The sequence below is a fragment of the Wolbachia endosymbiont (group A) of Ancistrocerus nigricornis genome (genome assembly GCF_947250785.1).
Classification (GTDB): Bacteria; Pseudomonadota; Alphaproteobacteria; order Rickettsiales; family Anaplasmataceae; genus Wolbachia; species Wolbachia pipientis.
Map to the genome: position 1 here is coordinate 50,836 of NZ_OX366348.1, position 12,485 is coordinate 63,320.

At 33.6% G+C, this 12,485-nt stretch carries 9 protein-coding genes and 2 pseudogenes; 3 read left to right on the forward strand and 8 right to left on the reverse strand.

The window, feature by feature from the left end; translation table 11 throughout:
• Positions 1 to 226: 226 nt before the first annotated feature.
• From OOK90_RS00255 to rseP, 5 genes are read right to left on the reverse strand one after another with little or no spacing between them, the layout of a single operon-like run.
• Positions 227 to 3,109, reverse strand: coding sequence for an FAD-dependent oxidoreductase (locus tag OOK90_RS00255; protein WP_264705919.1), 2,883 nt, complete (start codon positions 3,107 to 3,109; stop codon positions 227 to 229).
• 45 nt (positions 3,110 to 3,154) lie between these two features.
• Positions 3,155 to 3,586 carry a 3-hydroxyacyl-ACP dehydratase FabZ gene (fabZ, locus tag OOK90_RS00260; RefSeq protein WP_010082082.1) on the reverse strand — a complete coding sequence of 144 codons (432 nt, stop codon included), beginning with the start codon at positions 3,584 to 3,586 and terminating at the stop codon, positions 3,155 to 3,157.
• A gap of 4 nt (positions 3,587 to 3,590) precedes the next feature.
• Positions 3,591 to 4,142 (reverse strand): OmpH family outer membrane protein, encoded by a 552-nt coding sequence (locus OOK90_RS00265; RefSeq protein ID WP_209472492.1) that lies wholly within the window; start codon positions 4,140 to 4,142, stop codon positions 3,591 to 3,593.
• Positions 4,143 to 6,479: an outer membrane protein assembly factor BamA gene (gene bamA / locus OOK90_RS00270; protein WP_264705920.1), complete on the reverse strand. Its 2,337-nt coding sequence runs from the start codon at positions 6,477 to 6,479 to the stop codon at positions 4,143 to 4,145.
• A gap of 8 nt (positions 6,480 to 6,487) precedes the next feature.
• Positions 6,488 to 7,606, reverse strand: coding sequence for an RIP metalloprotease RseP (rseP, locus tag OOK90_RS00275; RefSeq protein ID WP_010082085.1), 1,119 nt, complete (start codon positions 7,604 to 7,606; stop codon positions 6,488 to 6,490).
• A gap of 99 nt (positions 7,607 to 7,705) precedes the next feature.
• Here rseP and OOK90_RS00280 point away from each other — a divergent pair, with 99 nt between their 5' ends.
• A complete protein-coding gene (locus tag OOK90_RS00280) occupies positions 7,706 to 7,984 on the forward strand; it encodes an FAD assembly factor SdhE (RefSeq protein ID WP_006279484.1) in 279 nt (92 codons plus the stop codon).
• Here OOK90_RS00280 and OOK90_RS00285 read toward each other — a convergent pair.
• From OOK90_RS00285 to OOK90_RS00295, 3 genes are all read right to left on the reverse strand, one after another.
• A complete protein-coding gene (locus OOK90_RS00285; RefSeq protein ID WP_010082086.1) occupies positions 7,959 to 8,285 on the reverse strand; it encodes a cell division protein ZapA in 327 nt (108 codons plus the stop codon). The two genes, OOK90_RS00280 and OOK90_RS00285, sit on opposite strands and share 26 nt — an antisense overlap.
• A 72-nt stretch (positions 8,286 to 8,357) precedes the next feature.
• A complete protein-coding gene (locus OOK90_RS00290) occupies positions 8,358 to 8,636 on the reverse strand; it encodes an HU family DNA-binding protein (protein WP_010963035.1) in 279 nt (92 codons plus the stop codon).
• Positions 8,637 to 8,665: 29 nt separating this feature from the next.
• Positions 8,666 to 10,318, reverse strand: a complete 1,653-nt coding sequence (locus tag OOK90_RS00295) for a 30S ribosomal protein S1 (protein WP_264705921.1) — start codon at positions 10,316 to 10,318, stop codon at positions 8,666 to 8,668.
• A 139-nt stretch (positions 10,319 to 10,457) separates the two neighbouring features.
• Between OOK90_RS00295 and OOK90_RS00300 the strand changes: the two are divergent.
• Positions 10,458 to 10,808: pseudogene (locus tag OOK90_RS00300) on the forward strand (class I SAM-dependent methyltransferase); the annotation flags it as partial.
• A 268-nt stretch (positions 10,809 to 11,076) separates the two neighbouring features.
• Positions 11,077 to 12,423 (forward strand): annotated as a pseudogene (locus OOK90_RS00305) (IS110 family RNA-guided transposase).
• The last annotated feature ends 62 nt before the right edge of the window (positions 12,424 to 12,485 follow it).

The window sequence follows — 12,485 nt, forward strand, 5'->3', positions numbered from 1 at the left end:
TAATTATCATATAATTATATCAGAGTTTAGAGGGTTATAGAGAAACCGGTCAGATTAGATTAAAAACCTAATCTGACCGATAGCTTTAATAGTGAGGTAAGCTTTAATATAGCACTCCTAATTCATAACGCTACACTCGTGCATAATTTATTTTTAATTTGTGCACGAGCGTTAGTAAATTATTTACTTTTTGAAATAAAATTTGGCATCACTTTAATATTGAGACTTAGTAAACCTCAGTAGGTCTGCCAGTTGGGCCCATAAGAATTATTTGCTCGCCTTCTCTTAAGTGTCTGCATAAATTAGTGGAGCCGCCGATTTCCAGCACAATAGTGGAAATAATTCCTTTTTTTTTGTCTACTTCAGTGCCGGTTACGGCTATACCTTCCATAGCAAGGTTTGTATTATTGGCTTTTCTGCCATTGGTTTCAAAATTTTGCAATCTAAAGAATTGCCCAGGCTTAAAATTCTTTGCCGCAAGTGGTGCTTTGATCACTATTTCCACAACTTTGTCTGTTAAATATTGAACTTTTATAACCTTTGCAGTGAATTGCTCTTTGATTCTATTAAATAATTCTTTATTAGCCAGGTCTTCAACACTTGACCACGCATTTTTTTTCTGGCCCACAACATCACACACTGGAATGACAGAAACGAAGCTATTAACTCCACTCAAAAGCTGAGAAATAATAGGGTAGCCGTTTTTAGCACTTGCCATAGCTTTCACGACGCTGCCACTATACGAAGGGTGAAGATCACCAAAAAAGCTGATTGTTTTATTGCCTTGCTTATACACTAATATTCTATCTTTATTTTGCATTTTAGGAGAAAATATTGGGTCTATTTCTTTTCCTGATGAATTCAAATGAGTAAAATACCCATTACTTAATTTAAAATGCTTTTTATCTTCTGTTGCAATAACTGTATTTGGCTCAGTACCTGCTGCTATAAAAATAGAACGTGCTTTTATACGTTTGATTTCGCCGGATTTTGTGTCTATCAGTTTTATTGACTCAGCATGGTTATATTTATCCGTCACAACTTCAACTGGCTCTAAGTTTTCAATAAAGTAAATTCCTTCTGACAGTGCATTTTGCACCTCTTCGCTATTTAATCGATAACTCGGTGAATCTTTTAGCTCTTTTCTATATATAACTTTCACTCCCCCGAGGCTCTGCATTAACTCTAATATTTTTATTTCTCTATTCTCTTTTTTTGCTAACTTTTGCTTTTCTCGGATCAATTGTGCGTGCGATATAAACTCATTCGCAATTTCGCGCTCTTCTTCTGTCCAATCTTTTTCAACACAGTCCTTTCCATACTTATCAACTAATATCTCATAACGAAGAAGAAATTTTTCTACTTGAATTGGATAATACGCTAAAGCTTCAGTGGCAGTGTCAATCGCAGTAAGCCCCGCCCCTATGACAACTATCGGCATACGAACTTGCAGATTTGCTATAGAATCAAATTTAAGAGCGCCAGTCAGTTGTAACGACATCAGAAAATCAGATGCCATGCGTACTCCACGAGCTAGTATGTTTTTTATTTTGATCATTCGTGGCTTACCAGAGCCAAGTGCTAGGGCGATGTGATCAAAACCCAAGTTGAACGCGTCATCAGCATTAATCGTGCCACCAAAACGAATGCCTCCATAAAGTACGAAATTCTCACGTCTTTCCAGCAGTAATCTAATAATCTTTAAGTAATTCTTATCCCACCGAGAAGTAATGCCATATTCTGCCACCCCACCAAACCCTCCTGCCGTGCGTTCACTCAATTTTTCGTGTTTGAAATCTTTAATTAGCTGGAAATTATCGATCAAAGGCTCAATTTTTAGTCCATCAATGGCAATAACGTTATGCCCATCATTCAACAAATGATGAGCTAAATTAAAACCAGCAGGACCAAGGCCTACAACTAGAACGTTTTTTCCAGTGTTTCCTCTTGGCAATGAACGCTGAAAATTTAAAGGATTCCAACGGCTGAGCAGAGAATATATTTCAAATCCGTACGGTAAACTGAGCACATCATCCAGAATCCTTGTTTCAATTGCTGGCACATTTACGGGTTCTTGTTTTTGATATATGCACGAATTCATGCAGTCATTGCATATTCTGTGTCCAGTAGCCGCGCATAATGGGTTATCTATCATCACAATTGCAAGACTTGCTATGCTGTACCCTTCGCTTTTCACCAGATTCATTTCTGATATTTTCTGCTCTAGTGGGCAGCCGTGCAGTTCAACTCTAAGTGGAGACTTTTTGAAAGTATTGTCATCATTAATTAGCCCCTTTGAGCAGCTATCCTTACTTTGCTTATGACAAAATATGCAGTAGTGAGCATTATCCAATGCTTTATCTAAACTAGCCTTTTCACTTGTTAGGTCAAAACCGTATCGTCTTTTTACTTCATTTGAATACAGCACTTCAACTTTGTCTACTTCTTTTTTAGAAAATGGTATGAGGTTTTCGTGGTCAATTTTTTTATGTATGCTAAATAATATGCTCTGTTTATTTTTCACTCTCCACGCTGCATATTGTGCCGCAAGTTCTATTTCCTCTTTGTGATTTTCTTTATCTTCAAACCAATGCATCACCTGCTCAGCGAAATTTTTTTCTGTTGTTGGCAAAGTGAGAAAAGGACTTAGTTTGTTAGTAATATTTATATTCGCCACATTAGTGTATTTCTTCAATGCATAGCGTTGGACAAATAACCTTTTGCATTTATATATTACAGCAAAGTCGTTGTGCTTTTTCTTTAGCTCCTCTATTTCTTTTTCAATATTGAAAAGTTTTGCAATAAATCCATCAAGTAAGTACGAAAGGTCTATAATGAGCTGGCTATCTGTCATCCAAGTAGCTGACCGTTCTTCTTGTTTTCTAGATCCCAGTGTCAAGCACTGGGATGACGGGGGGTGACACTGGGATGATGGGAGGTGACACTGGGATGACATCGAAGAAGAAGCTGCTTTTTCTCTTGCTTCAATTAATGAACAAAACAAGCTCTCATCACATGATTTAATATAATTCAAAAATGTCTCATCTAATTTTGTTAATCCATTGCGAGTATATAGATTCGAAAATGAGATTTTGAAATTCAGCTTCATTGCTATACTATAAAGTGTACATGCTGTTTCTTACAGATGAAGATTTTATTTATTTTGCAATACTGCTGAGATTGTTGCTTCTGCAACTTTTTCTTCGCTAACAGATGCAATACACCTAAATTTGTATACACCTAAACACACACTTTGAATGTTAGCTTGAAGAATCAATGTGTCCCCTGGAGTAACTAGCTTTCTGAATTTTGCATTTTCAATGGATCTCAAGTAAACAACTTTATTTTCTATTGTTTCTTTACCTAGAACACATATAGCAGATGCCTGAGCTAGAGATTCAATTATCAAGACTCCTGGCATTATCGGATGACCAGGGAAGTGGCCAATAAAAAATGGCTCATTGAAAGTCACATTTTTGATTGCTTTTATACTTTTACCAGGATCACACTCTATAACTCTATCTACTAAGAGAAACGGATAAGAATGTGGTAGTGTTTTTATAATATCACTGATATTAAATTGCATAAGTCTATTCAATGCCTTTTAAAGCAAATTCAGGTATTTCCTTGTTTATATTGTTTAATACCACATCTGATAAATCAACTTCATCCATGGAGTATAAAACTTGGTTCTTTTTTGAAATAAATAGTACCAAATCTATGTTGTTTTTTTCTGCCGTTTTTTTAGCGACTTCTTTTATCTTGTTAAAAACACTCTCTACTGCTTCTCTATAGCTTTCTTCTAAATGTAACATTTTTTTAGCATAATTATCTCTAACATTTACAGTGTGCTTATTAAATTGTCCTGTCTTTTCCTTTTTTGCTTCTTCTGACAAAAGGTCAAATTCTTCTTTTGATGGCTTAAGTTTTTCTAACTCATTTTCAAATTCTTGTTGTAATCTAGAATTCTGCTCCTTTATTTGTTGTTGTATATTTTGCAGAGCAAGAGATTCATTGATGACTTTGTCACTATCGATAATTGCAGCCTTTGTGTTCTGAGGTTGATATCCTACAAACTTATACCCCACAAATAAGGAAATAATTAAGGCAATAACTGATATAAATAACTGTATATATTTCATTCAAATCCCCGCTTCAATAGAAAATTTAACATTTGGTGATGGTATTATATCATAAGATTCCTTTACTAAAGGAAACCCGAAATCCAATCTAAGTCTACCAAAAGGAGAAAGCATTGAAAAGCCAAAACCTGGTGACACTCTCACAAGCTTGCTATCATAGTATTTCCCTTCATACTTCTTATTTTTATCATCTAAGCCAAAAAGTGTTGCATAGTCAACAAATAGTGAGCCTTTGATACCAGCATAGTCATATAGTTTTGGTAGAGGAAAATCCACTTGCTGTGTTAGATTAAAATAAGTTTTGCCTCCTAATGAGCTTTTATTTTTGTCTTCTGCTCTTGGTCCAATACCGGAAAGGTCAAACCCTCTAATCTCATTACCCCCTTTAAAAAAGTGCTGGCCAATGTTTAGATTTTCATCAGTATAAGAAAAAATATGACCTGCCGCCATCTTAAAGCGTAGCGTTATATCATCTTCAATTTTGCTTAATATAGGGTGCGTATAAAAAGATAAGAATTCAGATTTCAGGAAATTCACGTTTCCTCCCAATCCTGAAATATCCTGACTTAAGCGCAGTAAATACCCTTCTTTTGGAGTATAGAGGTTATCCAGTTTATTATATGCCAACGTGTATCCCACTGATGAAATCTGATGTTTACCTTTTCGGTCCAGTATTATTTCAGAGATATCGGTGTCTTGTCCACCCTTATTATCCATGTGTATATGATTATACTTATAAGAATAGCGAAGGGAATTAGTTAAGTTCTCTGTGACTTTATATGATAACTTTGTAAAAAATCCCATATCGCAACTATCAAAAGTAGTGTTTGGTTTATCTTGTTTTTCATAAAATACACCCATGCCTAGTGACGTATCAGAATCGTTAAAATTATTTTCAACAAACTCTAAATCAGTAGAAAATACGTATTGACTTTTTTCAAGAGCAAAAGAGAGCTCTTTTCCAGTACCAAATAAATTACGGTCTTTGAGGTCAATTTTAATCAATGCTCCACCAGGAAGAGACACACCTCCTCCCAAATACAACGAAGTAGTGTTTTTTTCTTTAACAATTAAGTCAAGATTTACTGCATTATCATTAACTGCATAACTATTTACTTTCACTGTTTCAAAAAAATCACTACTCATTAGTTTTTTACGTGACTTTTGAATCTCAGATATATTGTACGCATCACCTTCTGCTACACTTAGCTTACTTCTGATCACTTTATCTAAAGTGCGATCGTTACCATCAATTGTAATTTGATTTATATAAATCTTTTTACCCGGCAGCACTCTGTAGGTTACATCTACAACATTGTCACGTTGTGCATACTCTGGATTAACTTTTGCAAATATATATCCTTTCTCATTTAAATATTTGTTTATTTTTTCTACTGTATTATTAATTTTAACTCTATTAAATATCTTATCGTTTTCCTCTGTTATAAAATCCAATATTTCTTCTTTTAGGCTCAAATCCTGAATTTCAGTTTCAATATTAACCTCATTATTTCCAAATAAATACTGCTGTCCTTCGTCAATCAAAAAAGTTAACTCTGTTTGATTGTTATTATCAACCTCAACAATTGGTTGAATATTATTTTGAATATATCCTTTAGATGAATAAAAATGATCGAGCAATTCTGTGTTAATCAATAGATATTGCGGTGAATAATGATTTCCGCCTTTAAAAATAGCTCTAAATAACTTACTAAATATGTCATTACTATGTCTTTTGATAACTTGCTCTAGCTCATTTTCAGAAAAGTTTTTGTTGCCTATAAATCTTATATCCTTAATTTTAGAGGTTTTGCCTTCTTTTATTTTAAAAATTAGATTGACTCTATTGCCATCAAGCTTATTCAGGTCATATTCAATTTTAACACCAATCTTACCGTTATTTCTATAAGTAGTGACTAAATTCACTAAATCGTTTTGCAATTTTATTTCAGTTAAAATAGTTAGCGACTTTGATTGAATCACATTACTTAGCAGCTCTTTGCTGTTAAATAACTTATTGCCTTTTAACACTACCTTGTTAATCAGTGGATTTTCTTGAATTTTTATTACTAAATTTTTTTTATCATCTATGTAAGCATTAACACTAGCAAATAACTTTGTTTTATATAGATCTTTTATAATTGAGTCTATATCATCGTCGTTTATATAATCACCAGATTTTAGTTTTATATAGAACCCTATTGTCTGGTTGCTTACCCTCTCATTACCAATACATTTGACATCTTTCACCTGCACTTTTTCCGCAGTTCCTAAAGCAACAAGCAGGGCAGGAAAAGAAATAAAAACCACTACCAGTATATAAAATAGCTTTTTCATATTTTATTTCAAAAAAGATCCCTAATATCATTTGACATTCCAGTTGCCATAAGCAAAAACAACACTAAAGCACCAAAAATAGCTGCATATTTTTGACATTTCAAGCTTAAATCCCTACGTATAACCGCTTCTATGATATAATGAAATAAATGCCCACCATCTAGCAGTGGTATTGGCAGCAAGTTAATTGCAGCTAAATTAGCTGAAATGATTGCCATAAAATATAGAACCATAATAAATCCCTTTTTAGCTGATTGTCCTGAATATTTTGCGATTTTTATTGGTCCACCTATTTCACTTGCACTCCTCTTACCAACAATAATTTGAAAGATAGCTTTAATCGTTAAGCACATAGTGTGGTAAGTTTCACTTACTGATAAGCTCACAGCCCCAAGAAAAGACGACTGCTTTAATGTATTGACTGAAATAATCCCTATAGTTTCTCTTTCTATTGTGTTGCCAAAAACGTCTTTGTCCTTGATTATTAATGGAGTTAAACTGGTCCTGTGCTTCTCATTATTTCTGCTATACTCAATCTCCATTCTTGTTTTAGGATTCGACATTATCACACGTGAAATATCTTCAAAGTATTTTATTTTATGCTCATTGATTTGTGTAATAGTGTCACCTGGCAACAAACCAGCTTGCTTAGCTGCACTACCTTCGATTACATTTTCAATCACCGGTGGAGTGCGATAATAACCTGCTATGCTAAAAAATATTGTAAAAGCTATAACAGCAAATACCATGTTTGCAAAAGGCCCTGCAAAAACTACTGCTGCTTTTTTATGACGCGGTTTTGTATGAAATGAATACAATTTTTCTTCTTCCGTTAATTCTTGTTGATCAGCTGGAACACTCGCTGCATTAGTATCTCCTAGCATTTTAACATAACCACCCAATGGAACAACGCTTAATTTCCATCTAGTTCCAGACTTATCGTTAAAACCAAAAATTTCAGGACCAAAACCTATGGAAAAAGATTCAACTTTAACTTTGCATGCTTTGGCAACAACATAATGCCCATATTCATGCACGAATACTATGACAGAAATTATTAAAGAAAATGATAAAAAATAATATATTCCATCGCTAAATTGATGGATAAGATTAGAAATTAATTCCACCTGTATATTTAGATCTTAACAAAATGTTAAGTATATTAAAATGCGCCTCGCTTGACAAGTATTTAGTTTAACTTTTAAATTAAAAAAAGTTTAATTGTAATGACAGATACCTCACTACTCAGAAGAAAATTAATATATAGAAGCTGGCATAGGGGTTGCAAAGAAACCGATATACTTTTAGGGCATTTCGCATTGAAATATCTTGATAAATTTTCCTTAAGCGAACTAATCGAATACGAAAAAATAGTTGATCTTGATGATTACGAATTATATTGTTACATAACTCGTAAGACAAACCTCCCTCCTGGCTTGAATAGTCAGATAGTCAATTTAATTGCTTGCTTTATTGAAGCTAATCCTTTATGCACTCAAGATTAGTGATAATCTTATTTACCTTATCTAGTACCTCAGTATATTCTATTCTTTTCTCGTTTCTATACTTTTCGCGCTCTTGATTTACTTCATCTAATCGCTTTGTTAATTCTAAAATTTTATCCTCAAGAATTAGTGCTGCAAGTAAGAAATTTAATGCATCCGAACCCTTACCTCCAGTTTTTTGAGATACAGAACTAACTAACTTGTCAAAACTATTAGCAAGGCGTAATAAATGATTCCCCTTCCCACTTTCGCAAGATATTTTATATGTGTTATTACGTATAACTATTTCTACTACTTGCATATGGTGCTAAAAATTTCTATCGTACAGTATAAACTCAAACCCCTACTTTCATCTTATTTATGGTATAAATTTTTATTCATTTATCAAATCAGATAATTTTTTACTGCTACGAAAATATGTTTTAAAGTATTGATTCTTTGTAAACTTCTGTAACATTAAATGGCTTGTTTCTTTCAAGTTATAACTTCTAACTGAAAAAGAACCAAACCCCCTAATTTCAACTCTATTATGATGTTTCAATGTGCTTGAAAGTATCCCAAAAAATCTATCAACTATAGCTGCTATAACAATCTTATCTAAAAAAGGATGTCTTTTTGCTACCCTCGCTATTATATCAGACTTTGTTGCCATTTATATGAAGCCAAAATAAGTAAACCTTATCACTTAGCAGATAATGCTATGTTATATTCTTCAACACCCAATACTTCAACTTCTATTTTTTCTGATATAGAGAATTTTTTATTCTCTGGTAAATGCTCTTGATCTATTAGAAGGGTTACATCGTTCTCAACTTCAACGACTAGTCCATTATCTTCTCTCTTACCTACAATAACCTGTATTTTATCACCTACCTTAACTTTCTTTATCAGTTCTTCAAGAGGATCATACTCTATTTGTTTTATTCCAAGATAAATTCTTGCCCGATTCACGTTAGCCCTTATTACTTTTGCTTCTATTTTATCACCTACATTATACTTCTTTATCTCATCTGAACCATTTTTAGACCAACTAAAATCTTTCACATATATTGTCCCTTCTACGTTCTCATCTATTTCAGAATCACCGAAAGCAACAGATACATATGAGCCGGTATTATTCTTCACTTCACCAGAAACAATAGAACCAGGAGGATATTTATTGATAAATACTTGCCAAGGGTTGTCTACACACCTTTTCATGCTTAAACTCATCCTACTCTTAGCAATGTCAATACTGAGAATTTTTACATATACTTCTTGTCCCCTTGTTACGAGACTACTAACTGGTAAATTACTCTTAACCCAAGTTATTTCTGACGAGTGCACTAAACCTTCAATTCCAGTTCTAAGCTCAACAAATAATCCATAATCTTCTATGCTTGTTACATAACCCTTATGCACACTATCAACTGGATATTTTGACTCTGCATCTTGCCAAGGGCTATCTTCTAGCTGCTTCACACCCAAGGAAATTTTAGCATTTTCCTTATCTATTTTTATAATTTTAACTTTTATAGTCTGACCACAAGTAAAAACTGCAGACGGATGACTTACCCTACTCCAAGAGATATCTGTAATATGTAACAATCCATCTATAACTCCCACTACATCTGATTCATGAATACCGACAAATACACCGTAATGAGTGATACTTTTTATTTTCCCTTCTATTATATCGCCTTCATTTAAAGATTCTAAAAATTTAATTTTTTCACCAGCGTGCAATTTTTCTAACACCAGCTTTCTTGATACTACAATATTGCCCTGCTTCTTATCCATTTTAAGCACGATGAACTTTTGTTCAGTTTCAATAAGGTGCTTCGCATCTTTTACTTGCTTCAAATCCACATGACTCAGCGGTAAAAAAGCGCTTATTCCGTCACCAAGATCAACAATAAAGCCACATTTAATTGAGCGTTTAATAACTCCGCTTACTTCAGCCCTTGTAACTGTACCTTCTTCCAACTTATTCCATTTTTCGTCCCTAATTGCTTTTTCACGACTAAGAACAACATTACCATGATAATCTTCAATTCTTTCCACATAAACTCTGATTTTCGAGCCAATAATGACCTCATCATTACAACCGAGTTCCTTGATCAGAATTCTCCCGTCAGATTTTAAACCAATATCAACCACAACGTCGTTAGGGTTTATTCTTGTAATTACACCTTCTACCACATCTCCTTCTTTAATTTTGTTAACAAAAGAATCTTCAAACAAGGTATTATCTTGATCCTCAAATTGGCCTTGACATATCTCTTCTATAAATTTGTTTGATGATAGCTTTCTGATAGTAACCGGTAGATTTACGACTGGATTATTATTATTCATACCTTTAACTTAAACTTTATTAGAACTCATATATTATATAATATTAACAATTATTGACAAGTAATTTTTCATTAACTCATTTCGAGAATTGTTTAAGCTATATAAAATATAGTGAGAAAATTATATATGTATCAAGAATATGCTATTTAAGAATAGCAAGTGGATTAGATCGTTCTCCAGAAGGTCCAGGCTAAAACCTGATGTTGATGAAATATTGGAAAAATATTCTATTCAAAACAGCAAGGAATCTATAGAGAAAATTGTAAATTCACAAAAAAGAATATGGGTAGAAATAGGCTTTGGCAACGGTGAAAATATGCTTTACCAGGTGCTCAATGAACCTGATCTATTATTTATAGGATGTGAGCCCTACTTAAAGGGGGTTTCTCGCTTGCTAACAAACATAGAAATACAGAACATAAAAAATATTTTAATGTGGACAGAAGATGCAAGAGAATTGATTGCAAATTTTCCTGATAACAGTGTTGAAAGCCCAGAACAGATAAAATCTGTAAAACCAAAAAGAAACTCCCTCTTTACTTTATGTTCTTTGGGTATAGTGTTATGAAGAAGCGCTTCTGCAGCTATAACCGAAACAATCAATGGTGCTATAAATGCCCGTTTGAAAGCATGGTTTTGGGGGAAATGGTAAAACCATTGATGGAGTTCTTTTTGGGCTACCTCGTTTAGAAGATTGTATAACCTAACCGTCCCAAGCTGAAGTGCTTCTTATCATAATAATATAGGAGGGATTTTATATGGCAGAAGCAAAAAGTAAATTAAAAACAATAAACCTTGATGCAGCAGGGATTGATATTGGCTCGACTGTACATTATGTATGTGTACCTGAAGGAAGAGATGAACAACGTATCCAAAAATTTGGGTGCTTTACAGTAGATCTACACAACTTAGCAAAGTGGTTAAAAAAGTGTCAGGTTAGAACTGTAGCCATGGAGTCAACTGGAGTATATTGGATTCCCTTATTTCAAATATTAGAATCACATAAATTTGAAGTAAAATTAGTAAATGCGCGACATGTCAAAAATGTGCCTGGTAGAAAGTCTGATGTTCAAGATTGTCAATGGCTGCAACAATTGCACAGCTATGGACTGCTTCAAGGATCATTTAGACCGGATAATCAAATGTGTGTACTGCGTAGTTACGTTAGACAACGTGCTAATCTAATTGAAAATGCAGCTAAACATACTCAACGTATGCAAAAAGCGCTAATTCAAATGAATATTCAATTACACAAGGTTATTAGTCATATTACTGGGATAACTGGTATGAAAATCATTGAAGCTATAATTGAAGGCGAAAGAGATCCTGAGAAATTGGCTAAATTCAGGGATGCACGAATAAAAAATGATCAGTCTACTATAGCAAAAGCGTTAGCTGGTGATTATAGAGAGGAACACTTGTTTGTGCTAAAACAAGAATATGCAGCATATACTTTTTTTCAAGAGCAAATAACGGGATGTGATAAAAGTATAGAAAATTACTATAAAACATTTGAAACAAAGTCGAATGAGAACAGGGCATTGAATAAGACACGAAAGAGAAAACAGAAGAATAGTCCAGATTTTGCCGTAGATGAAGATTTATATCGAATAACGGGGATGGATTTTACTAGAGTTCCAGGACTTGATGTATTAAGTATACAGGCTATCATTTCAGAAACAGGTATAAATCACAATAAATGGAGGACAGAAAAGCATTTTTCTTCCTGACTCGGATTAAGTCCTGCTAATAAAATTACAGGAGGGAAAATTATTGGAACAAGAACTCGTAAAGTTGTTAATCGTGCTGCAACTGCCTTGCTACTTGCTGCTCATTGTGTATCAAGAAGCAACACTGCACTTGGTGCATACTGCAGGAGGTTAAAGAAGCGACTAGGGATACCAAAAGCGATCACTGCTACAGCAAGGAAATTAGCATGTATTTTTTATAATATGCTAAAATATGGACAAGAATATGTAGAAAAAGGAATGAACTATTATGAAACACTCTACAAAGAGAGAGTAGTCAAAAATTTGACTAAAAAAGCAAAGGAATTTGGTTATATACTAATGAAAGAGGAGCCGATAGATGAAGAAGGTTCTTAGGAGTTTCTTAGAAGATCAATTGAAATTTCTGAGTTTAGGGTATATTGTTAATCTATTTAGAT